Origin of the sequence: Streptomyces sp. NPDC050147, assembly GCF_040660195.1 — a bacterium.
In the GTDB taxonomy this organism is placed as follows: domain Bacteria; phylum Actinomycetota; class Actinomycetes; order Streptomycetales; family Streptomycetaceae; genus Streptomyces.
In genome coordinates, this window is sequence record NZ_JBFALJ010000019.1 from 139,927 (window position 1) to 162,836 (window position 22,910).

20 protein-coding genes are annotated in these 22,910 nt (G+C 70.9%); 8 read left to right on the forward strand and 12 right to left on the reverse strand.

The window, feature by feature from the left end; all coding sequences use genetic code 11:
- Positions 1-9 precede the first annotated feature (9 nt).
- Positions 10-432, reverse strand: coding sequence for a DUF6643 family protein (locus AB0I94_RS27065; protein WP_363312271.1), 423 nt, complete (start codon positions 430-432; stop codon positions 10-12).
- 293 nt (positions 433-725) lie between these two features.
- On the opposite strand from AB0I94_RS27065, the gene AB0I94_RS27070 reads away from it, so the two are divergent.
- The gene (locus AB0I94_RS27070; RefSeq protein WP_363312272.1) at positions 726-2,021 is read left to right on the forward strand and encodes a TerD family protein; all 1,296 of its coding nucleotides are present in this window, start codon (positions 726-728) and stop codon (positions 2,019-2,021) included.
- A gap of 10 nt (positions 2,022-2,031) precedes the next feature.
- Here the strand turns inward: AB0I94_RS27070 and AB0I94_RS27075 are convergent, their stop codons facing one another.
- Positions 2,032-3,207, reverse strand: a complete 1,176-nt coding sequence (locus AB0I94_RS27075; protein WP_363312273.1) for a glycosyltransferase — start codon at positions 3,205-3,207, stop codon at positions 2,032-2,034.
- A 58-nt stretch (positions 3,208-3,265) separates the two neighbouring features.
- On the opposite strand from AB0I94_RS27075, the gene AB0I94_RS27080 reads away from it, so the two are divergent.
- Both AB0I94_RS27080 and AB0I94_RS27085 read left to right on the forward strand, forming a co-directional pair.
- The gene (locus tag AB0I94_RS27080; RefSeq protein WP_363312274.1) at positions 3,266-4,051 is read left to right on the forward strand and encodes an aspartate/glutamate racemase family protein; all 786 of its coding nucleotides are present in this window, start codon (positions 3,266-3,268) and stop codon (positions 4,049-4,051) included.
- A 140-nt stretch (positions 4,052-4,191) separates the two neighbouring features.
- Positions 4,192-4,746 carry a hypothetical protein gene (locus tag AB0I94_RS27085; RefSeq protein WP_363312275.1) on the forward strand — a complete coding sequence of 185 codons (555 nt, stop codon included), beginning with the start codon at positions 4,192-4,194 and terminating at the stop codon, positions 4,744-4,746.
- Here AB0I94_RS27085 and AB0I94_RS27090 read toward each other — a convergent pair.
- Positions 4,703-5,770 (reverse strand): O-antigen ligase family protein, encoded by a 1,068-nt coding sequence (locus AB0I94_RS27090; RefSeq protein WP_363312276.1) that lies wholly within the window; start codon positions 5,768-5,770, stop codon positions 4,703-4,705. The genes AB0I94_RS27085 and AB0I94_RS27090 overlap by 44 nt on opposite strands.
- A 252-nt stretch (positions 5,771-6,022) precedes the next feature.
- On the opposite strand from AB0I94_RS27090, the gene lnt reads away from it, so the two are divergent.
- Together lnt and AB0I94_RS27100 are read left to right on the forward strand one after the other, a co-directional pair.
- Positions 6,023-7,639 carry an apolipoprotein N-acyltransferase gene (gene lnt, locus AB0I94_RS27095; protein ID WP_363312277.1) on the forward strand — a complete coding sequence of 539 codons (1,617 nt, stop codon included), beginning with the start codon at positions 6,023-6,025 and terminating at the stop codon, positions 7,637-7,639.
- Positions 7,640-7,649: 10 nt separating this feature from the next.
- A complete protein-coding gene (locus AB0I94_RS27100; protein ID WP_363312278.1) occupies positions 7,650-8,123 on the forward strand; it encodes an NUDIX domain-containing protein in 474 nt (157 codons plus the stop codon).
- A gap of 18 nt (positions 8,124-8,141) precedes the next feature.
- On the opposite strand, the gene AB0I94_RS27105 is transcribed toward AB0I94_RS27100, so the two are convergent.
- The 3 genes from AB0I94_RS27105 to AB0I94_RS27115 are packed head-to-tail and all read right to left on the reverse strand — an operon-like array spanning position 8,142 to position 12,779.
- Complete coding sequence (locus tag AB0I94_RS27105; RefSeq protein ID WP_363312279.1) at positions 8,142-9,704, reverse strand: GMC oxidoreductase; 1,563 nt, start codon at positions 9,702-9,704, stop codon at positions 8,142-8,144.
- 22 nt (positions 9,705-9,726) lie between these two features.
- Entirely contained in the window at positions 9,727-11,313 is a 1,587-nt protein-coding gene (locus AB0I94_RS27110) for an APC family permease (RefSeq protein ID WP_363312280.1), read from the reverse strand.
- Positions 11,310-12,779, reverse strand: a complete 1,470-nt coding sequence (locus tag AB0I94_RS27115) for an aldehyde dehydrogenase family protein (protein WP_363312281.1) — start codon at positions 12,777-12,779, stop codon at positions 11,310-11,312. Before AB0I94_RS27115 ends, AB0I94_RS27110 begins: the two co-directional genes overlap by 4 nt.
- A 136-nt stretch (positions 12,780-12,915) precedes the next feature.
- On the opposite strand from AB0I94_RS27115, the gene AB0I94_RS27120 reads away from it, so the two are divergent.
- Positions 12,916-14,112 carry a methyltransferase gene (locus AB0I94_RS27120; protein ID WP_363312282.1) on the forward strand — a complete coding sequence of 399 codons (1,197 nt, stop codon included), beginning with the start codon at positions 12,916-12,918 and terminating at the stop codon, positions 14,110-14,112.
- Positions 14,113-14,144: 32 nt separating this feature from the next.
- On the opposite strand, the gene AB0I94_RS27125 is transcribed toward AB0I94_RS27120, so the two are convergent.
- The gene (locus AB0I94_RS27125) at positions 14,145-14,975 is read right to left on the reverse strand and encodes an oxidoreductase (RefSeq protein WP_363312283.1); all 831 of its coding nucleotides are present in this window, start codon (positions 14,973-14,975) and stop codon (positions 14,145-14,147) included.
- A gap of 102 nt (positions 14,976-15,077) precedes the next feature.
- Here AB0I94_RS27125 and AB0I94_RS27130 point away from each other — a divergent pair, with 102 nt between their 5' ends.
- Entirely contained in the window at positions 15,078-16,001 is a 924-nt protein-coding gene (locus AB0I94_RS27130) for a LysR family transcriptional regulator (protein WP_363312284.1), read from the forward strand.
- A gap of 214 nt (positions 16,002-16,215) precedes the next feature.
- Entirely contained in the window at positions 16,216-17,280 is a 1,065-nt protein-coding gene (locus tag AB0I94_RS27135) for a glycoside hydrolase family 43 protein (protein ID WP_363312285.1), read from the forward strand.
- A gap of 4 nt (positions 17,281-17,284) precedes the next feature.
- Here the strand turns inward: AB0I94_RS27135 and AB0I94_RS27140 are convergent, their stop codons facing one another.
- Genes AB0I94_RS27140 through AB0I94_RS27160 form a run of 5 tightly spaced genes read right to left on the reverse strand, consistent with a single transcriptional unit; the run spans position 17,285 to position 22,838 of the window.
- Positions 17,285-18,574 (reverse strand): FAD-binding protein, encoded by a 1,290-nt coding sequence (locus tag AB0I94_RS27140; protein WP_363312286.1) that lies wholly within the window; start codon positions 18,572-18,574, stop codon positions 17,285-17,287.
- 58 nt (positions 18,575-18,632) lie between these two features.
- Complete coding sequence (locus AB0I94_RS27145; protein ID WP_363312287.1) at positions 18,633-19,664, reverse strand: LacI family DNA-binding transcriptional regulator; 1,032 nt, start codon at positions 19,662-19,664, stop codon at positions 18,633-18,635.
- A complete protein-coding gene (locus AB0I94_RS27150) occupies positions 19,661-20,584 on the reverse strand; it encodes a carbohydrate ABC transporter permease (protein ID WP_363312288.1) in 924 nt (307 codons plus the stop codon). Before AB0I94_RS27150 ends, AB0I94_RS27145 begins: the two co-directional genes overlap by 4 nt.
- The gene (locus AB0I94_RS27155; protein ID WP_363312289.1) at positions 20,581-21,522 is read right to left on the reverse strand and encodes a sugar ABC transporter permease; all 942 of its coding nucleotides are present in this window, start codon (positions 21,520-21,522) and stop codon (positions 20,581-20,583) included. The genes AB0I94_RS27150 and AB0I94_RS27155 overlap by 4 nt, the downstream gene beginning before the upstream one ends.
- Positions 21,519-22,838: an extracellular solute-binding protein gene (locus AB0I94_RS27160; RefSeq protein WP_363312290.1), complete on the reverse strand. Its 1,320-nt coding sequence runs from the start codon at positions 22,836-22,838 to the stop codon at positions 21,519-21,521. The genes AB0I94_RS27155 and AB0I94_RS27160 overlap by 4 nt, the downstream gene beginning before the upstream one ends.
- Positions 22,839-22,910: the final 72 nt, after the last annotated feature.

Sequence of the window (22,910 nt, forward strand, 5' to 3'; positions counted from 1 at the left end):
GCGGGCGAATCAGTAGCCGCGGTAGGGGCGGTTGTACGGGTCCTCGTACGTCGCCGGGGCCGGGCGGGGTGCCGCGGGGCGCATGGCCTCGTAGCCCGTACCTGCCGGGGGACGCTGTTGTTGCTGGGGGCCCGGGTAGCCACGCGGAGCCGATGGCTGCTGCGGGATGTACGGCGCGGGCGCCTGCTGCAGCGGTGCGGGCTGCTGCGCGTAGCCGTACGAGGGGTTGTGGTGGGACGGGGCGGCGGGCAGCGCGGGCAGCGCCGACTGCAGCGCGGGCAGGTGACTGCCCGTGTCGTACGCGGAGGGGACCCGGATCGGGGCGATCTGAGGAGTACCCCGCTCGGCGACAAGGGAGTCGTAGATCGGAGTGTCCGGGAAGGACGGCGCGGAGTAGTAACCGCCGCCATAGGTGGAGCGGGGGGAGGTCATGACACATAAGTTAAGCCCTTGATGTGCTGGTTGGGGAGACCGATAAGAGGGTTGTTTTACGTGTCGGTAGTGACCTGACATCCCCAATGCGAGCGAACTTAGGAAAAATCGGTCGCGCGACGGCGTAGGGATCGTGTAAAAGCCAAGCTCCGTACGGGTTACCGGCGGTTGACGCACAGTTGACGTGAAGGCCGGGCGGCAGGGTGTCGGCGGTGGACATGGGCCTCCCGGGGGTCCGGGTAATAGGTTGGTCATGAACGGGACGGCGGCCCGGCCGGACGTGGTCACTTGCGATGGGGGCGGACATGACAATGCCTAAAGGATCGAATGTTGCCGTGCCGGCACCAGCCGTGCGCGTGGAATTGGGATGGGGTTCAGGAGCCGGGGTGCCGGACGCCGACGCGTCGGCTCTGCTGCTCGCCCCTTCCGGAAAGGTCCGCTCGGACGACGACTTCGTCTTCTACAACCAGGCGGTCCACACCTCCGGCGCGGTGCGCCACGAGGGCAAGAAGACCGACGGCGGCCGGGTGACCGACGCGCTCGTGGTGGACCTCGCGCGCGTGGAGCCCGCCGTCGAGACCGTGGTGCTCGCCGCCTCGACGGACAGCGGCACCTTCGGGCAGGTCCCCGGTCTCTTCATCCGCGTCGTCGACGCGGCCAGCGGCGCCGAGATCGCGCGTTACGACAGTGAGGACGCGACCGTGGAGACGGCGTTCGTCCTCGGCGAGCTCTACCGCCGCCAGGGTGCGTGGAAGTTCCGCGCCGTCGGGCAGGGGTACGGCAGCGGGCTCCAGGGCCTGGCCACCGATTACGGAATCTCGGTCGACGAACCGCAGCAGGCGCCCGCGCCCGCTCCGGCCGCGCCGCAGCCTCCCGCGGCTCCGGCTCCGGTGGCTCCCGCGGCCCCCGTGCAGACCCCGCCGCCCGCCGCCGCCCCGGCGGCCCAGCCCGTGCGCCTCACCAAGGTCACGCTCACCAAGGAAGCGCCGTCCGTCTCGCTCACCAAGCAGGGCGGCACATCCGGTGCGATGCGCGTGAACCTCAACTGGGAGGTGCGCAAGCAGTTCAAGGGCTGGGCCAGCAAGCTCGGCCGGGCCGTGGCCATGCACGCGGACCTCGACCTGGACCTGTGCGCCCTGTACGAACTGGCCGACGGCCGCAAGGGCGTCGTCCAGGCGCTCGGCAACGCATTCGGATCGCTGAACCAGCCCCCATACCTGCTGCTCGACGGCGACGACCGCACCGGAGCCGTGTCCACCGGCGAGAACCTCACGGTCAACCTCGACCACATCAAGGACTTCAAGCGCATCGTCATCTTCGTGACGATCTACGAAGGAGCGCGCAGCTTCGCCGACCTGAACGCCACGGTCACCCTGCAGCCGCAGCACGGCGCCTCCATCGACTTCTCGCTGGACGAGTGCACGGTGCCGTCGACGGTGTGCGCGCTGGCACTGCTCACGAACGAGAACGGCGACCTCTTCGTCCAGCGCGAGGCCCGCTACCTGGTGCCCGAACGCGGCGTGAGCCCGCAGCGCACCATCGACTACGCGTACGGCTGGGGCATGAACTGGACGCCCGGCAGGAAGTAGCAGAGCCGCATCAGTTCCGTTCGGGAGCGGGGTCGGGGCGGGTGTACGTCCGCCCCTTCCACGCCGCTCCGCGCCCCCGGTAGTGCTGCACCGCCGAATCCACCGTCATGAGGAGGTAGAGGAGAGCGGTGAACGGCAGCAGGGGAGCGAGCCAGAGACTCTGCCGGTAGTAGCGCAGCATCGGGATGTACGTCGCCGTCATCACGAGCCACGCGATCCCGCCGAGCACGGCGGTCGCCGCGCTGCCGGTGGCCAGGCCGCCGAACAGCGCGACCGGTGGCACCAGATAGATCAGGGCGAGCCCGAGGACCGTGCCGAGCAGGATCAGGGGGTTGTGGCGCAGTTGGGCATAGGCGCTGCGCGAGACCATCCGCCACAGGTCACCGAGCCCGGGGTAGGGACGCACGCTGTCGACGTGCTCCGCGAGGCCCAGCCAGATGCGGCCGCCCGAACGCTTCACCGCCCGGGCCAGCGTCACGTCGTCGATCACCGCGTGCCGGATGGAGTCGGGGATCTTCGCGCGCTCGGCTGCCGACGCGCTCAGCAGGACGCATCCGCCGGCGGCCGCGGCCGTCCGCGCGCCCCTCTTGGCGATCCGCCGGAACGGATACAGCTGCGCGAAGAAGTACACGAACGCCGGGACGACGAGCCGCTCCCACATGCTCGCGACGCGCAGCCGCGCCATCTGCGAGACAAGGTCGAATCCGGCCGTCTCCGCCGCCGCGACCAACTCCCGCAAGGAGTCCGGCTCGTGGGCGATGTCCGCGTCGGTGAGCAGCAGATAGCGGGGCGCACGCGCGCGTGCCAGGCCGATGCCGTGCCGCATGGCCCACAGCTTGCCGGTCCAGCCCGGCGGCGGCTCGCCGGGAGAGCCGACGGTCAGCGGGAGGCCGCCGTGCCGGTCGGCGAGGGACCTGGCCAGCGTCCCGGTGCCGTCCGAACTCCCGTCGTCGACGAGGAAGATCTCGGCCTGCCCCGGATAGTCCTGGGCAAGCAGCGAGGGCAGGCTCTGGGGCAGTACGGCGGCCTCGTCACGGGCGGGGACGACGACGCAGACCGAAGGCCAGACGTCCGGTTCACGGCGCGGCGGCAGACGCAGGTCCGTGCGCCAGAAGAAGCCCTGCCCCAACAGCAGCCACAGCCAGGCGGCAAGCGATGCGGCGGCGGTCCACACAACGGCGCTCATCCGCCGCAGTCTGCCCCACGCCGCCGGGCGGCGGCGGGCGATCGACTATGGTGACCGGGTGAAGATCGCGCTCATTGACTCCGGTATCGGCCTGCTCCCCGCCGCGGCGGCGGTACGCCGTCTGCGGCCGGACGCCGATCTCATCCTCTCCTCGGACCCCGACGGTCTGCCCTGGGGACCACGCACCGCCGAGGACGTCACCCAGCGCTCGCTCGCCATCGCGGAAGCAGCCGCAGCGCACCGTCCCGAAGCGCTGATCGTGGCCTGCAACACCTCCTCCGTGTCCGCCCTGCCCGCCCTGCGCGCCCGGTTCGAGCCCGACCTGCCCGTCATCGGGACCGTACCGGCGATCAAACCGGCCGCGGCGGGCGGCGGACCCATCGCCATCTGGGCCACCCCCGCCACCACCGGAAGCCCCTACCAGCGCGGCCTCATCGAGGAGTTCGCCGGCGGCGTCGCCGTCACCGAGGTGCCCTGCCCCGGGCTCGCGGACGCCGTGCAATCCGCCGACGAGGCGGCCATCGACAGGGCGGTCGCCGCGGCGGCGGCCCTCACTCCGCGTGATGTAACGGCCGTCGTCCTGGGGTGCACCCATTACGAGCTGGTCGGGGAGCGCATTCGCGCGGCCCTTCAGCAGCCCGAGCTGCCGCCCCTCGTCCTGCACGGCTCCGCCGGAGCGGTCGCCGCACAGGCACTGCGCAGGACCGGAGAGCTCCCCGGCCCCGGCACCGGCACGGAAGGCGGCCTGACGGTCATCCTCAGTGGCCGCGCCGCCGAGCTGCCCCTCGCCGCCCACACGTACGCCGAAGGCAGGCTGCTCGCGGCGGCCACTCCCGCACGCTGAGTCCCGTACGGACGCATGACGGGCCCGCCGGCGCAGGCTCCCGCCCCGCTCGCGTACAGAGCCGTACCGCCCGTACAAACGGAGCGGTAACGCTCCGCGATGCCGTGCCTTCCCACCGGAACGTCGGTACTCTCGGTCGCATGAGGGACCACACCCACGGCGAGCGGGGCAGCACAGCCGACGCCCCGCCGGAAGTCTGGACCGGAAGCGCGACCAACCGCGTGCAGTGGCTGCTGGCGCTGGCCGGGGCCCTCTGTCTCGCGCTGGGGATCGAGCTGGCCGTCGACAACATGTGGACGTCCGGGATCGCGGCCCTCGCCATGTCCGTCGTCGGGTGCATCGCCGCCGGACTGCTGATCCTGTTCGGCACCCTCGCCTTCGTCCACGTCGCCGTGACGGTCGACAAGGACTGCCTGGAAGTGCGCTGCGGGCACATGGGTCTGCCGCGGCGGCGCATCCTCCTCTCCCACGTGGTGGCAGCCGAGTTCGCGCAGGTCATCTGCCCCAGGCAGTGGGGCGGCTGGGGCTACCGCTCGCGGCCCGACCTCGGCACCGCCGTCGTGGTCAGGCGTGGTGAGGGCCTGGTCCTCAGGCTGGGCGACGGCCGTAAGTTCACGGTCACCGTCGACGACGCCGAAGCGGCCGTACGGATCATCCGCCACCGGCTGTCCTTGACGGGGCGCCGGGCGGCTTGATCTGCGCCGGTTCATCGCCCAGCGGTCGCGCCGTGGCGATGCCCGCGAGATAGCCCGCGCCCGTCGTCACCGCCGTGAGGCTCAGCGCGTTACCGACCGAGGCCACGGCGGCCAGCGCCGTCAGCGCCGCGCCCGCCGAGAGGACGACCTGGGTGGAGCGCGGCGAGCGGTACAGCGCGTACAGAAGCCAGCAGAAGACCGCCGCCAGAAGGACCACACCCACCAAACCCTGCTCGGCCACCTGCTGCAACGGCGCCGAATGGGGCTTGCCGTCGGTCAGGAGATGCTCGGCCACCGTCGAGCTGGAGTCGGCGAACCGGCCGGGGCCCACCCCGAGCGCGGGCTCCTGGCCCGCGAGCACCAGCGCGTCCCGCCACAGCTGGACCCGGTGCCCGTCGAGCTGACCCTCCAGTGACGCGCTCAGTCCCTCCGGCAGTACGTCATCGGCGATCGCCCAGGTCAGACCGGTCACCACTGCCGTCGCCAGGGCGAGGCCTGCCAGACCGAGCACCCTGCGCCGCATCAGCGCGGTCGCCAGCGAGCACAGCAGAATCCCGACGCAGGCGACGAGGCCCGCCACAGAGCCGAGCGCCGCCGCGGCGACCCCGACCCCCACGGCGAGCAGCCGCATCGCGAGCCGTGCGGAGGCGCTCCGGGCCGCCCACGCCGCGCAGCAGGCCGCTCCCGAGGCCAGGATCAGGAGCGCGGCCGTGGCGCCGGTGTGGCCGAGCGGCGCCGCGCTGACGGGACCCGGCGAGAGCTGCGGGGCCGCGGCCGCGAGGCCCACCCCGGCCAGCGCACCGGCACAGGGCGCGGCCACCGGAAGGAGCGCACCGCAGATCCGCCCGCCCGCGTACCCCGCGGCCACGGCGAGCACCGCGAGGAGCACACCCTCGGGCTGACCTCCGTGCACCCCGGCCGTGATCAAGGTCCAGGCGGCGCACACACCGAGCAGCGCGCAGCCCGTCGCGTCGGACGCGCTGCGCCGTTCGTACGCCCCTGGTGGCCCGGCCGTCGCGGCCATCCCCGTTGTCCCCACCCCGTCGCCCCCCGCCGTATGACGGGCCCCGAACGCTGTGGCTCGATCCGGCCGCAGGTCAGGGACTCGGGCACACCGTAGTCGCTGGAACCGGGAGATGTGGACGTCTTGCGCAGGAACGATCCGGCGATCGTGGGACGACACCTCCGGCCACCGGCGCCCGCGGGCCGGTGAAGCCGCGGCGGCCAGGCACGACCGTCCTGTCTCCGTCCACGTGACGCGCCGTACACTCCCCGGGTGACCGCCACCACCACCCCCGTAGACGAGTCGGAGCAGCTCGGACCGCGGCCCGCGCCCGCATCGCGCAAGGCCCGCCTCCTGCGAGCGCTCGTCCCGGCCACCGCGGCGGCACTCTCCGGAGTGCTGCTCTACGTCAGCTTTCCGCCACGCACCCTGTGGTGGCTGGCCCTGCCGGCCTTCGCGGTACTGGCCTGGTGTCTGCACGGCCGCGGCTGGAAGGCGGGCCTCGGGCTCGGCTACCTCTTCGGCCTCGGCTTCCTGCTGCCGCTCCTGGTGTGGACCGGGGTGGAGGTCGGGCCGGGGCCCTGGCTGGCACTCGCCGCCATCGAGGCCATGTTCGTCGCCCTCGTCGGCGCGGGCATCGCCGCCGTCTCCCGACTGCCCGGATACCCGCTCTGGGCGGCCGCTCTGTGGATCGCCGGCGAGGCGGCACGCGCGCGCGTGCCGTTCAGCGGATTCCCCTGGGGGAAGATCGCCTTCGGGCAGGCGGACGGCGTCTTCCTGCCGCTGGCCGCCCTCGGCGGCACCCCGGTACTCGGGTTCGCGGTGGTCCTGTGCGGCTTCGGTCTGTACGAGATCGTCCGGCAGGTGCGCGAGGCCCGCGACCCGCACGGCACCCGCGGCGTACGCCGCGGCGCGGCGGCGGTGGCCCTGCTCGCCGTGCTCGTCCCGATCGCGGGTGCCTTCGCCGCGCGCCCGCTCGTCAGCGACGACGCCGAGGACGGCACCGCGACCGTCGCGGCCATCCAGGGAAACGTCCCGCAGGCGGGCCTGGAGTTCAACGCCCAGCGCCGCGCGGTGCTCGACCACCACGTGCGCGAGACCCAGCGGCTCGCGGACCGGGTGAAGGCGGGCAAGGCGAAGCAGCCGGACTTCGTTCTGTGGCCGGAGAACTCCTCCGACATCGACCCGTTCACCAACCCCGACGCGCGCGAGGCGATCGAGCGCGCGGTCAAGGCGATCGGCGCCCCCATCTCGGTGGGCGGGGTCGTCCAGTCCAAGGACGGCAAGCTCTTCAACGAGCAGATCCTGTGGGATCCGAAGAAGGGCCCCAGCGACACCTACGACAAGCGGCAGATCCAGCCCTTCGGCGAGTACATCCCGCTGCGCGACATCGTCGGCTTCTTCAGCAGCGACGTCGGCATGGTGCGCCAGGACTTCAGCCGCGGTGCAAAGCCCGGCGTCTTCACCATGGCGGGCACCAAGGTGGGGATCGCCACCTGCTACGAAGCCGCCTTCGACTGGGCCGTGCGCGACACCGTCACCCACGGCGCGCAGCTGATCTCGGTACCCAGCAACAACGCGACGTTCGACCGCAGCGAGATGACGTACCAGCAGCTGGCCATGTCCCGTGTCCGTGCCGTCGAGCACAGCCGCACCGTCACCGTCCCGGTGACCAGCGGCGTCAGCGCGATCATCCAGCCGGACGGCCATGTCTCGCAGAAGACGACGTGGTTCACCGCCGACTCGCTCGTCGAGGAGGTGCCGCTGCGTTCGTCGCGGACCCCGGCCACCCGGCTCGGTGTGCTGCCCGAGGGCGTCCTCGTGCTGATCGCCGCGGGCGGTCTGGGGTGGGCTGTCACGGGTGCCGTACGGGCCCGGCGCGCCCGCTAGGGTCGACGGCATGGCAACTCCTGACTTCATCCGCACGATCCGGGCCGACGCGGGCCACCAGCTGTTGTGGCTCCCCGGGGTCACCGCCATCGTCTTCGACGACGACGGCAGAGTGCTCCTCGGGCGGCGCTCCGACAACGGCAAGTGGTCGGTCATCGGCGGCATCCCGGATCCGGGGGAGCAGCCCGCCGCGTGCGCCGTGCGCGAGGTCTTCGAGGAGACCGCGGTGCACTGTGTGGCCGAGCGGGTCGTGCTCGTCGAGGCCCTGGAGCCGGTGACGTACCCGAACGGCGACACCTGCCAGTTCATGGACATCACCCTGCGCTGCCGGGCCGTCGGCGGAGAGGCCCGCGTCAACGACGACGAGTCGCTCGAAGTGGGTTGGTTCGCGGTGGACCAACTGCCCGACCTGCACGAGTTCGGCGTCTTCCGGATCAAGCAGGCCATGGCGGAGGAACAGCCGACGTGGTTCGACCGGCGGTGACCTGACCGCCGTAGGGTCTCAGCTCGCCTTGATCATGTCGGCGCACTTCTCGCCGATCATCATCGTGGTGATGCACGGGTTGACCGCGGGCAGGAACGGCATCACCGACGCGTCGGCGACACGGAGCCCGGTGACGCCCTTGACCCGCAGTTCCGGGTCGAGCGGCGAGTCCGCGTCGCCTGTCGCGCCCATCCGCACGGTGCCCGCCGGGTGGTAGACGGTGTTGTGCGTCTGGCGGATGTAGGCGAAGAGCTCGTCGTCGGTCGTGGTGTCCGGTCCTGGAGCGAGTTCCGCGCCCGCCCAGTGCGCCATCGGCGCCTGCGCCGCGATCTCCCGGGCGAGCCGGAGCCCGTACGTCATCACGCGGATGTCGTGTTCGTGCGTGAAGTAGCGCGGGTCGACCTTCGGCTTGTCCCGGAAGTCGCGGCTGCGCAGCCGGACGGTTCCCATGGAGCGCGCCCGGGTGACGTTCGGGGTGAGGCAGAAGGCGTTGTCGGTGGTCGGATAACCGCGCCGGTAGGTGTTCATGTCGAAGGGCACCGAGCCGTAGTGGAACATGAGGTCCGGGCGGTCAAGGCCCGGTTCGGTGTTCGCGAAGATGCCGATCTCCCACCACTGGGTGGAGGAGGTGACCATCGGCTGCTTCGCCTCCCACATGATGACGCCCTCGGGGTGGTCCTGGAGATGGGCGCCGACTCCGGGAGAGTCCACCCGCACGTCCACACCGACCTCCCGCAGGTGCCCGGCGGGACCGATCCCCGACAGCATCAGGAGCTTCGGCGAGTCGATGGCCCCGCAGGACACGATCACCTCGCGGCGTGCCCTGACGGTGCCGCTGTGAATGGTGTCGGGATGCAGGTACTCGACGCCCGTGCAGCGCCGGTTCTCACCGAACAGCAGCCGTCTTGCCTGCAGGCCGGTGCGCACCTCGAGGTTCGGCCGTTTGCCGAGGATCGGGTGCAGATACGACACCGACGCGGACGAACGGGTGCCGTCCGGGCGGGAGTTGATCTGGAACCAGTGGGCGCCGCGCACCACCGTCCTGCCGGTGTTGAACGGCGTGGTGGGAATGCCCGCCGCCGCGCACGCCTCAAGCAGGGCCGATCCGCAGGGGTCGTTCGGCGGGACGCCCATGATGTTCACCGGGCCCGAGCGGCCGTGGTGGTCGCCGGGCGCGTCGTTGGTCTCCAGGCGCTGATAGAGGGGGAAGCAGTCCGCCGCGCTCCAGCCCGTGCAGCCCAGCGAGCCCCATTCGTCGAGATCCTCGGCGGGGGCCCAGAAGGCGATGCAGGAGTTGTGCGAGGAGCAGCCGCCGAGGACCTTGGCGCGGGCGTGCCGCATGAAGCTGTTGCCGTTCTCCTGCGGCTCCACCGGGTAGTCCCAGTCGTACCCGGACTCCAGCAGGGCCATCCAGCTCTCCAGGCGCAGGATGTTCTCGTCGCCGACGTCCGAGGGCCCGGCCTCCAGGACGCAGACGCTGACGCTCGGGTCCTCGGTCAGCCGCGCGGCGACGACCGCGCCTGCCGTACCGCCGCCGACCACCACGTAGTCGTACTCGGGCTGAGCGCTCTGAGCGGGCATGGTTACTCCAGATCAGCGGGGTTCAGGGGGCGGCCGGGGGCGATGGCGGAGTGGTCGGGTCGACGGCCTCTTCGAAGCGGTGCTCGGCGAGTACGCCGGTCTTGTGCCGCTGCACGAACCAGTAGTAGGCGAAGCCGCCGAGGGCCACGATGCCGATGAAGAGGAACGCGCCCCAGCGCAGATACCAGTGCTGGGGGCCGGTGGCGTTGTAGACCTCCGCGCGGGGCCAGGCCAGGTTCAGGGACATGGCAGCGCCCCAGAGGACCGCGACGATGTTGATGGGCAGGCCGAACCGGCCGAGCGAGAACTTCCCTTCGGCGGGCTGCCACTCGCCGCGCAGCCGCTTGAGCAGCATGGGCACGGTGACGAGCAGGTAGGCCACGTAGATCATGATGATCGCGATGCTCGTGATCACCGAGAAGATCTGCGGCTGGTTGATGTTGATCACCAGGATGACGACACCCACGACACCGATCAGCACCGCGGGCACCACGGGGGTCTGGAAACGGGGGCTGACCTTGGCGAGATGCGTCCCCGCGGGCAGGTTGTTGTCGCGTGCCATGGCGAACATCAGCCGGATGCCGGCGGCCTGCACGGCCAGCACGCAGACGGTGATGGCGACGACCACCGCCCAGAGGAAGATCTCACCGATGCTCGAACCCAGCGTTTCGAGGACTACGTACTGCAGTCCGCCGGTGGACAGTTCCTCGGCGTGCAGATCCGGCACCGCCAACAGGGCGAACAGCAGGATGAACGCGCCGATGGTGAAGGAGGCGATGAGGGCGCGGAGAATGGCGCGGGGGGCGTTGCGGCCCGGATTGTGTGACTCCTCGCCCAGCGACGAGGCCGTGTCGAAGCCGTACATCACGTAGGCGGAGGCGAGCGACGCGGTCAGGAAGGCGCCGAAGTACCCGAGCGTCTGGCCGCTGCCGAGGCCGTTGGTCTCGGTGAGGGCGCTGCTGGGGCCGCGGGTGATGTGCGCCGCCAGGAAGATGATCAGTGCGACCGCGGCGATCAGCTCGATGAACACACCGGCCGAGTTGATCCGGGCCATGAGCTTGACCCCGAAGGCGTTCACCGCGGTGGAGAACAGGATGAGGACCGTGCCGAGGAGTACGGCGTTGGCCGCCGCGTCGTTCTTGCCGCTGCCGTCACCCACGAACTGGAACCAGTCGGAGATCTGCGGCAGCGTGATCTGGTAGGCCAGGGCCACGGCGGAGAGCGTGACCATGGTGGCCGTCATCATCATCCAGCCGCCGAGCCAGCCGATGTGCGGGCCGCCCATGTGCTTGGCCCAGTTGTAGATGGAGCCGGCGACCGGATAGCGGGCAGCGAGCTCGCAGAAGCAGAGGGCCACCATGAGCTGGCCGACGAAGACCATCGGCCAGGACCACCAGTAGGCGGGGCCGCCGAAGCTCACACCGAAGTAGAAGAGCTGGAAGGTGCCGGTCAGGATCGAGATGTAGCTGATCCCGGCGGCGAAGGTGTGGAAGTTGCCCAGGGTGCGCTTGAGTTCGGGACGATAGCCGAGCTCGCCCAGGGCGTCGTCGTCGTCCTGGCTCTGCGAGTTCGCCGGGACGGTCGGGTCCGGGCCGGAATCCGTACTCATTCGAACCACCTCTGCGGTGCCGGCGCGAGGTTGCGCCAGACGTGCTTGGCCTCTTGGTACTCGGCGAGACCGGCCGGACCCAGCTCGCGTCCGAAACCGGACTGCTTCATGCCGCCCCACTCCGCCTGCGGCACGTAGGGATGGAAGTCGTTGATCCACACCGTTCCCGCACGCATCCGGGACGCCACCCGGTGCGCCTTGTCGCCGTCCTGCGACCAGACGGCGCCCGCGAGCCCGTAGACGGTGTCGTTGGCGAGCGCGACGGCCTCCTCCTCGTCCCGGAACCGCTCGACGGTGAGCACCGGTCCGAACGACTCGTCGGTGATCACGGACATACCGGGGGTGCACTCGTCGAGCACGGTCGGCGGGTAGTAATAGCCGTCACTCAGCGCCGGGTCGTCGGGGCGCGCGCCGCCACAGCGCAACACCGCGCCCTCCTCGATGCCCGCCGCCACATACGCCTCGACCTTGTCGCGGTGCGCCGCGGAGATCAGTGGTCCCGTACGGGCGTCGTCGTCGAAGGGGCCGCCGAGCCGGATCCGCCCGGCGCGCTCGACCACTTCGTCGACGAACCTGTCGTGCAGCCCGTCCTCGACGAGAAGCCGCGCCCCGGCCGAACAGACCTGGCCGGAGTGGAGGAAGATCGCCATCAGGGCGTGGTCGACCGCCGTCTCGAAGTCGGCGTCGGCGAAGACGATGTTGGGGTTCTTGCCGCCCAGTTCCAGGGCCACCTTCTTCACCGTGGGGGCCGCGGCGGCCATGATGCGGCGCCCGGTGGCGAGCCCGCCGGTGAACGACACCATGTCGACCCGCGGGTCCTCGGTGAGCGGGGCGCCCGCGGTGGGGCCCGCGCCGAGGATCAGGTTGGCGGCCCCGCCCGGCAGCCCGGCCTCGGTGAGCAGGCGCATCAGGATGATGGCGGTGTGCGGGGTCAGCTCGCTGGGCTTGAGGACGAAGGTGTTGCCCGCGCCCAGCGCGGGGGCGACCTTCCAGGCGGTCTGCAGCAGCGGATAGTTCCACGGCGTGATCAGCGCGCACACCCCGACCGGCTCGTGCACCACCCGGCTGTCCACCTCCGCACTGCCGGCGTCGACGACCCGGTCGGTGCCGCCCGCCGCCGTCAGGTTGCCGAAGTAGCGGAAGCAGTTCGCGATGTCGTCCATGTCGTACTCGCTCTCCACGAGCCGCTTCCCGGTGTCCAGGGATTCGGCGCGGGCGAGCGCGTCCTTGTCGCGTTCGAGGAGATCGGCCACGCGCAACAGCAGGCGGCCGCGTTCGGCCGCCGAGGTGCCGGGCCACGGCCCGCTGTCGAAGGCCTCACGCGCGGCGGCGATCGCCGCCGCGGCGTCTTTCGGCCCGGCTTCGTCGACGGTCGCGACCAGGGTGTTGTCCGCGGGGCAGCGGATCTCCCGTGTCTGCCCGTCCTGGGCAGTGGTCCATGTTCCGCCGATGAACAGCTCCGGCATGACGGCTCCTCGGGGATGGGATGCGCGGGTGCTCCATCAAGGAACGCTAGGGAGAAAGCGCCGCGCCCGCACCACAGGAGCCGCTGTTCGGATCAGCCGCACCGAGCACCCCCGGCGCTCGGTTAGCCTGAGGGCAATGAACCAGCTGAGCACGTCATGGGGCGCGTACGACCTCACACGATTCCCCGAGGACCCCCGCGACCCGCTGCGCGCCTGGTCCGCCGCCGACGCCTACCTGCTGCGGCACCTCGCGGGTGAGACGGACGGGAAGAGCGAGCCCGGTGGGATCGACGCGGGGGGCAAGCCCGTCGACCTCTCCGGCACCGTGGTCGTCGTCGGCGACCGCTGGGGCGCGCTGACCACGGCGCTCGCCGAGCACGGGCCGACGCTGATCACCGACTCGTTCCTCGCGCGGGAGGCGACGCGGGCCAACGTGGCGCGCGCCGGGTTCGCGCCGGACGCGGTGCGGCTCACCACGACCGTCGACGCCCCGCCGAGCCGGATCGACGTACTTCTCGTCCGCGTACCGAAGAGCCTCGCGCTCCTCGAGGACCAGCTGCACCGGCTCGCGCCCGCGCTGCACGCGGGCACGGTCGTCGTCGGCACCGGCATGGTCACCGAGATCCACACCTCGACGCTCGATCTGTTCGAGCGGATCATCGGTCCTACGCGGACCTCCCTCGCCCGGCAGAAGGCGCGGCTCATCTTCAGTACGCCGGATCCCGAGCGCAACGCGGGACCCAGCCCCTGGCCGCGCAGCTACGTCCTCGACGCCGACTCCGGGGCGGGATCGGGACTGACGGCCGTCAACCACGCCGGGGTGTTCTGCGCCGACCGCCTCGACATCGGCACCCGCTTCCTCCTGCGCCACCTGCCGACCGGCAAGGGCGCCGCGCACATCGTGGACCTGGGCTGCGGCAACGGCGTGCTCGGCACGGCCGCCGCCGTCGCCGATCCGGAGGCCACGCTCACCTTCATCGACGAGTCGTTCCCGGCCGTCGCGTCGGCCGAGGCCACCTTCCGCGCGAACGCCGCCGACTCCACCGAGGCCCAGTTCCTGGTGGGCGACGCGCTGTCGACTGTTCCGCCCGGGTCGGTGGACCTCGTCCTGAACAACCCCCCCTTCCACAGCCACCAGGCGAACTCGGGCGCGACCGCCTGGCGGATGTTCAGCGGAGCGCGGGCGGCGCTGCGCCCCGGCGGCGAACTGTGGGTCGTCGGCAACCGCCACCTCCAGTACCACGTGAAGCTGCGCAAGCTCTTCGGCAACTCCCAAGTCGTCGCCAGCGACCCGAAGTTCGTGGTTCTGCGGGCGGTCAAGCGCGACCGCTGACGCCGCCCGCGGCCCGGCGCCCGCCGACCGCCTCAGGCATCGAAGGCGGTCGCGCGGGTCACCTTCTCCCAGGTGGCGATCTCCGCCCGGACCGAGTCGAGGTGAGCGACGACCGCGTCCACGGCGTCCTCGCCCAGTGGCAGGCGCAGCGGAGTCTCGTCGGCGTCGAGCGCGGTGAGGATCGCCGCCGCGGCCTTCGCCGGATCGCCGGGCTGCTCGCCGTCGCCGCCCGCGACCATCGTGCGGGTGGCGCCCGCCGTCTCGGCGTAGTCCGGGATCTCGACGGGGCTCGCGCTGGTGTTGCCGAACAGGCGGGTGCGGAACGCGCCCGGCTCCACGACCAGAACCGTGATGCCGAGCGGAGCCACTTCGGCGGCCAGCGCCTCCGACATCCCCTCCAGGGCGAACTTCGTGCCGCTGTACGCCGAGAAGCCCGCGAAGGACATCTGCCCGCCCATGCTGCTCATCTGCACGATCGCCCCGGAGCGCCGCGCCCGCATGTGCGGAAGGACGGCGCGGGTCAGCGCGGCCGGACCGAAGACGTGCACGTCGAACAGGGCGCGCAGCTCGGCGTCCGAGTCCTCCTCCAGGGCGCCGACATGGCTGCGGCCCGCGTTGTTCACCAGGACGTCGATGCGCCCGTGCCGGTCGGTGACGTCACGCACGGTGGCCTCGATACCGGCCGTGTCCGTCACGTCCAGGGCGATGGCCTCGACCTGGTCGGGATGGGCGGCGACCAGGTCGTCCAGGGACGACGCGTCACGGGCGGTGGCCACGACCACGCCGCCCGCGGCGACGGCCGCCTCGGTGATCGCCCGGCCGAAGCCGCTGTTCGCGCCCGTCACGAGCCATACCTTCGTCATCTCGAACTCCCTTTGCCGACGGGCCGGTTCGCTGCTGACCGGCTCTGTGGATCAGCCTGTGGCAGAACCGGGTGGCCCGTCCAAGACCTGACGTGATAGCTGATGGTTATGGACCTACAGGGCAGGGACGTGCACGGCAGGGATCTTCGCTACTTCGTCGCGGTGGCGCAGGAGCTGCACTTCACGCGGGCCGCCGAGCGGCTCTTCGTCTCGCAGCCCGCGCTGAGCAAGCAGATACGGGCCCTGGAACGACAGTTGGGTGCCGACCTGTTCGTGCGCGGGCACCGCGGGGTACGACTCACCCGCGTGGGTGCGGCGCTCCTGCCCTACGCCCAACAGGCCGTTGAGCACTGGCAGTCGGCGCTCGACGCGGTGGAGCGCGCGAAGACGGAGGAGCGGGCCACGCTCTGCGTGGGCATGAGTACGCGGGCGGCCCGTGGCGGCCTTCTCCCGGCGGTACGGTCCCGCTTCGGCGCCGCCCATCCAGAGGCCACGATCCGGCTGCGGCAGGTGAGTTGGGAGGACGCGAGCGCCGGCCTCGCGGACGGCACGGCGGACGTGGCCTTCGTCTGGCTGCCGCTTCCGGACCTGGAGCGCTACGGCTGGGTGGTGGTCGCCGAGGAGCCGCGCCATGTCGCCCTTCCCTCGGGGCACCGTCTCGCGGGACGGGACGAGATCGACTTCGCCGACCTCGTCGATGAGCCCTTCCTCGCCCTGCCCAAGAGCGCGGGGGCGCTGAGGGACTACTGGCTCGCGCTGGACGCCCGCGCGGGCCGCCCGCCGCGCGTCGGCGCGGAGATCGCCAGTACCGACGAGACGTACGAGGCGCTGGTGGACGGCCGTGGGGTCTGTCTGGTCGCCGCGGGCAACGCACCCCTGATCACGCTGGGCGGCGTCGTCACCCGCCCGGTCCGCGGCATCACGCCCAGCCGGTTCGCGCTGGCCTGGCGCGTGGGCGACGACCGGCGCCCGCTGGTGGGCGCGTACATCAAGGCATGCGCGGAGGTGCTCGGACGGATGGGGTGACGACTCGTGGAGCGGCACGGGCAGCAGCTCCCGGGCGCATCTCGTCACAACCGTTGACCCTCGCCCCAACGCCCCTTTAACGTTTCGGCGTTCGGAGTATCAGATGGCGTTCGAAATTACGAACGTCGTGGCGAGGAGGCGACGCTGACCGGTCGGCCCGCTGTCCCCCTGCCGCGGCGTGCGGTCAGGTCCGCCTCGCCCACCAGGGAGCCGTATGAACCACAGTGAAGTCCCCAGCCGCAGAACAGTGCTGAGAGGAACGCTGGCCGCCGGCGCCCTCGCCGCCGCGCCCGCGCTCGCCCAGGCACCCGCCCACGCGGCCTCCCGCGCCGCCGCCTACCGCAACCCGCTCGTCGAGCAGCGCGCGGACCCGCACATCCACCGCCACAACGACGGTCACTACTACTTCACGGCGTCCTCCCCCGAGTACGACCGCATCATCCTGCGCCGCTCCCGCACCCTGCGCGGCCTGACGCGGGCCGACGAGTCCGTCATCTGGAGGCGGCACACGAGCGGCGACATGGCCGCGCACATCTGGGCGCCGGAACTCCACCACATCAACGGCAAGTGGTACATCTACTTCGCCGCGGCCCCCGCCGACGACGTGTGGAAGATCCGCATCTGGGTCCTGGAGAACGCCCACTCCAACCCGTTCAAGGGGAGCTGGACGGAGAAGGGCCGGCTCACCACGGCCTGGGACACCTTCTCCCTCGACGCCACCACCTTCACCCACCGGAGCAGCCGCTACCTCGCCTGGGCGCAGTACGAACCCGGCATGGACAACAACACCGGGGTCTTCCTCTCGCGCATGGCGAACCCCTGGACCCTGACGGGCCCCCAGATACGCCTGACCACACCGGAGTACGACTGGGAGTGCGTCGGCTTCAAGGTCAACGAAGGCCCCTCCGTCATCCAGCGCAACGGCCGCGTCTTCCTCTCGTACTCGGCGTCCGCGACCGACTCCAACTACTGCATGGGCCTGCTCACCGCCGACACCCGCAGCGACCTCATGAACCCCGCTTCCTGGTCCAAGTCGCCGACCCCCGTCTTCACCAGCAACGACACGACCAAGCAGTACGGCCCTGGCCACAACTGCTTCACCGTCGCCGAGGACGGCCGCACCGATGTCCTCGTCTACCACGCACGGCAGTACAAGGACATCGTCGGCGACCCCCTGCACGACCCCAACCGCCACACCCGCATCCAGAGACTCGGCTGGAAGGCGGACGGGACACCGGACTTCGGCATCCCCGTCGCCGACGCGGTCGGCGCGTCCTAGGACCCTAGGCCCGCGGCCCGAGGAAACGCCGTACGAAGGAGTTGCGGAACTTCCCCGCCGGGTCGAGGCGGCCGGCGAGCGCGGCGAAATCGGCCGCGTGCGGATAGCGGTCGCCCAGCACGGCGGGGTCGGCGGCGAACACCTTGCCCCAGTGTGGCCGGGGCGCGAACCGCGCCAGGCTCTCCTCGACGCGCGCGACCACCGGGAGCACGGCCGCCGCGTCAGGCACCCACGTGAAGTGGAATGCCACGGTGTCGCGGCCGTGCGCGGGGCTGAGCCACTGGGTGTCGGCGGCGACCGTACGCACCTCGCACACCTGGAGGACGGGCGCCACCTCCTGCCGGAGACGGTCCAAGGCGTGCAGGGCTGCCAGGGCGTGCTCGCGCGGCAGCAGATACTCCGACTGGAGCTCGGCGCCGCTGCTGGGCGTGAACTCGGCCCGGAAGTGGGGCAGTCGCTCGTGCCAGGGGCCGGGCACGCCCAGCTGCTCGGTGCAGTGGGCGGCGGGCATGCCCGGCACCGGGTGCCGCGGTTCGCTCGCGGCCTTCGCCCAAGGGAAGTCGACCGTGGCCTCACCGCGCCGCTTGAGCCACACCTGGTTGAAGCGCGGCCCGCGCCAGTCCGTGAACAGACTCACGCTGTACGCCGCCGACGTCACCGCCTCGAAGTCGAGCCCCTCCAGGGGGAGTTCGCCGAACACGTGCTGGCTCACCTCGAAGTGCGGCTCCAGGCCGAGAGTGAGGGCGAGGACCACGCCGAGCGCGCCGAGCGAGACGACGGAGCCGTCGAACCCGTCCTCGCCGCGGTTCAGTACGACCGTCTCCCCATCGGCGGTCACCAGTTCCACCGCGCGGACGGTCTCCGCCAGCGACTGATTGCCGTTCCCCGAGCCGTGCGTACCGGTGGCCACCGAACCGGCCACCGAGATGTGCGGAAGCGAGGCCATGTTGGGCAGGGCGAGCCCCGACGACGCGATGTGCCGGGCGAGTTCGGCATAGCGCACGCCACCCGAGACGCGCACGGTGCGCGCCGCGATGTCCACGTCGATGGACGGGGCGAGGGCGCTGAGCGACACCAGGGCCGTGTCCGGGCCGTCGCCGTCCACGTCGGCGATCCGGTTGAACGAGTGGCCGCTGCCGAGCACCCGCACCCGCCGGCTGCCCGCGACGAGCGCCCGCAGGGCGGACGGCGACGTGGGCCGGTGCAGCTCACGGGCCGAGAAGGTGATGTTCCCGGCCCAGTTCTTCACCGCCCTCACGGTATCGTCCCCGCCGGCGGCCAAGGCGTCGGTCATGTTCGGGTCCCTCCCTCACGGCCGCGGTGGAGCAAGCCCTCCGCGGCCTCGTCGTACGTCAGGCCGAGCCGCGGATCACGAGCTCTGTCGGCAGGATGACCGCGGCCGGGTCCTCGCCGCTTATCTGGGCGAGCAGCACCCGCACCATCTCGGCGCTGATGCGGTCCCAGGGCTGGCGGACCGTCGTCAGCTCGGGGCGGGCGGTCAGGGCGGCGGGCGAGTCGTCGAAGCCGCCGACCGCGACGTCCTGAGGCACGCGGCGGCCCGCGCGGTTCAGGGCGGTGAGAACGCCCTGCGCCATGAGGTCCGAGGCGACGAACACGGCATCCAAGTCCGGGGCCCGGCCCAGGAGCTGGGCAGCGGCGGCCTCACCGCCCGCCCGGCTGTAGTCGCCGGACGCGATGAGCCGCTCGTCGACCGCGATCCCCTCCTCGGTGAGGATCTCCCGGTACCCCGCGAGCCGTTCCACACCGCCGGGGGTGTCGAGCGGCCCGGTCACCGTGCCGACGCGGCGCCGCCCGAGGGAGAGCAGATGGCGCACCATGTCGCGAGCCCCGTCCCGGTCGTCCGCGGCGACATAGCTCACCTTGGACGCCTGGCCGATCGGCTTCCCGCACGCCACCAGGGGGACCCCGGCATCCCGCAGTTCGTCCGTGACGGGGTCGCCGGAGTGGCTGGAGACCAGGAGCACCCCGTCGACGTGACCCGCGGTGATGTAGCGCATGATGCGGCGCCGCTCGTCCGGGGTGCCGGCCAGCATCAGGAGCAGCGGGATGTCGTGCGCGGCGAGCGCCTGCGTGCAACCCCGCAGCAGGACATTGAAGTTGGGGTCCTCGAAGAAGCGCTCCTGCGGTTCGGTGAGGAGGAAGCCCACCGAGTCGGAGCGGCCGGTGATCAGCGAGCGGGCGTGCCGGTTGACGACGTAACCGGTCTTGCGGATGGCCGCGTTCACGGCCTCCTGCGCGGAAGGGCTCACATAGTGCCCGCCGTTGAGGACGCGGGACACCGTGCCGCGCGAGACGCCGGCCTCGCGGGCCACGTCGTGGATCGTCGGCGGCCTTCGCCTGCCCCCCGTTGCGTTCATGGTCACGACTTTACGGCTCCGGACAGCAGGTCGAGGCTCCAGAAGCGCTGGATGACCAGGAAGAGGGCGATGAGCGGTACGACGGCGAGCAGCGCGCCGGTGATCACGAGGGTGTAGAGCGCGGGGGTGTTGGAGCCCTGCTCCAGGAGCGTGAACAGGCCCAGGGTGATGGGGAACTTCTCGTCGTCGCTGAGCATGATGTAGGGGAGCAGGAAGTTGTTCCACACCGCCACGAACTGGAAGAGGAACACCGTCACCAGTCCCGGCACCATCATCGGAAGCGCGATCCGCGTGAAGATCCGCCATTCGCCGGCGCCGTCCATCCGCCCCGCCTCGACGACATCGCCGGGCACGGCCGAAGCGGCGTAGATCCGGGCGAGATACACCCCGTAGGGGGAGAGGATCAGCGGCATCAGGACCGAGGCGTACGAGTCGGTGAGGTCGGCCTTCGCGAGGAGGAGATACTGCGGGACGGCCAGGATCACCGGGGGCATCAGGACGCCCGCCAGGAGGATGTTGAAGACGGTCTCGCGACCGCGGAAGCGGTAGATCGCGAGGGCGTATCCGCTGATCGCGGAGACGGCCGTGGACAGGAGCGCGCCGAGGCCCGCGTAGAGCGCGGAGTTGCCCATCCACCGCCAGTAGATGCCGTCGCGGTAGGCGGAGAGGTCCGTGACGTTGTCGGCGAAGCCGCTGCCGGGCCAGAACGTGAACGTGGAGAACAGCTCGCGGCCCGACTTGGTGGAGGCGATCACCACCCAGACCACGGGCAGCAGGCAGTACAGGGCCCCGAGCAGCAGCACGGCGGTCGGCAGGACGGCGATGCGGCGGGGCGCGGGCGGTCCCTGCGCGGTGCCGGGGGTGGTGCCCGCGGCGGGTGCTGACTTGCGGACGGCGAGCGTACTCGGCGCATTCGGCGAACTCATGGATTCGCCTCCTTCTTCGTACGGGAGTTCGCGGCGCGCAGGAACCCGAAGGACAGGACGAGCGTGGCGACCGCGATGATCACGGCGGTGGCCGCCGCCGAGTTGATGTCGCCCTTGCCGAAGGCGTCCTGGTACACCTTCATCAGCGGACTCCAGGTGGTGGAGACGGAGTTGGTGAGCGGCTTGAGGGTGGTGGGTTCGCTGAACACCTGGAGTGTCGCGATGATCGAGAAGAAGAACGTGAGCACCAGTGAGGGCGCCACCATCGGGATCTTGATCCGCAGCGCGATCTGCAGCTGTGAGCAGCCGTCCAGCTTCGCCGCCTCGTGGACTTCGGCCGGGATGGCCCGCAGCGAGGTGTAGATGACGATCATGTTGAAGCCGGTACCGCCCCAGACCGCGATGTTCGAGAGCGCGAGGTAGAGCGGGCCGCCGTCGAGCAGGTCGGGCTGGGGCAGGCCCAGCTTGTCGAGGACGAAGAAGAAGGGGCTGACGTCCCTAAGGTAGAGGAACCCCCACAGGAGCGCGGCGATGACCCCGGGCACGGCATACGGCAGGAAGATCGCGAGGCGCGTGAAGGGAGTGAGGCGCACCCGCTCGGTGTCCAGGAGCAGCGCGAAGAGCAGGGCGAGGCCGAGCATCACCGGGATGACGATGGCGCCGTAGCCGAGTACGCGCAGTGTGCCGTGCAGGAGTTCGGAGTCGGTGAGCGCGTCGGTGTAGTTGCCGATCCCGGCCCAGACCTCGCGGCGGGCGTCCTTGCCGAGGCCGAGGCCCTGCACTTCGACCTTGTGCAGACTGAGCCAGAGCGCGTAGCCGATGGGCAGCGCGAAGAAGAGCGCGAAGAGCAGCGTGGCGGGGAGCAGGAACGCGTACGGGGCGCTCTTGACCCCGTACGACTTCCCGCGGCGGGGGCTTGCGGGTCGTGCGGTGGTCACGGCGCGACTCCGAAGCCCTGCTTCTTGAGGTCGGCGACGGTGGCGTCCTGCATGGTGTTCAGGGCGCCGCGGAAGTCGGACTTGTTCTTGGCGGCCGAGCCGAAGGCGTCCTTGAAGGTGGTGTAGGCGACGTTCACGTTCGGGCCCCAGGCGCCGGGCGCCGCGGTCTTCGCGATCTCGGCGGCCTGCGGGTAGAAGTCCTTCTGGCCGGCGAAGAAGGCCGGGGGCTGGGCGAACGCGCCGCTGGTCTGGGCCGCGGTGGCGGCGGGATAGATGCCGCCTTCCTTGGCGAGCGCGTCGAGTGCCTTCGGGTCGGTGTTCAGCCAGGCGGCGAACTTGGCGGCAGCGGCCTTGTGATCGCTGTCGGTGGTGACGGCGGTCGAGGAGCCGCCCCAGCTCCCGGTGGTGGCTCGGCCCTTGGACCACTGCGGCAGCGGGGCCATGGCCCACTTGCCCTTGGTGTCGGGGGCGGCCGTGGTGAGGGTGCCGGGCGCCCAGACGGCGCTCACCCAGGCGATCTGCTTGCCGGTGTTGAGGGCCTTGTTCCAGGCGGGGGTGTACATCGGCTGGTTGTCGATGGCGCCCTCCTTGACGAGACCGCCCCAGAAGTCGGCGACCCTGCGGGTGGCGTCGTCGTCGATGCCGACCTTCCACTTCTCGCCCTTGGTGGTCCACCACTTGGCGCCCGCCTGCTGGGCGAGGCCCGCGAAGAGCCCGGAGTCGTTCGCGGAGAACGTGGTGAGCTCCTTGTCAGGAGCCTTCTTCTTCAGCGCGCGGGCGGTCTTCGCGAACTCGTCCCAGGTGGCGGGCACCTTGAGGTCGTACTTCTTGAAGAGGTCGGCGCGGTAGTAGAACATCATCGGCCCCGAGTCCTGCGGCACCGCGTACACCGCGTCCGAGCCGAGCGTCGTCTGCTGCCAGACGCCCTGGGGGAACTCACCCTCCACCTTGCCCACTTCACCCGATATGTCGGCGAGCGCGTCGTTGCTGACCAGGGTCGGCAGGGCCTGGTACTCGGCCTGGACGAGGTCGGGGGCCTTCTTCGCCTTGTGGGCGGTGAGGATCTTGGTGACCAGGGTGTCGCCGGAGGCCTGCTTCTTGACCGTGACCTTGATCTGTTCCTTCTTGCCGGGACCCTCGTTCCACAGGTCGACGACCTTGTCCATGCCGGGCGTCCAGGCCCAGTACGTCAGGGAGGCGGGACCCGATTCCGCCTGGCCCCCGTCGTCCGATGAGCCGCACGCGGTGAGGGTGGCGGCGCCGAGTGCGAGGGCGAGCGAAGTGGCGTGGAAGCGGCGGTGCTTCGTGAACGGCATGGATGGTCTCCCCTTACCGGGTGGCTGTGCCGACTGCGTCGAGCGGCTGGGCCACGTCTGTGAGCGTTCACA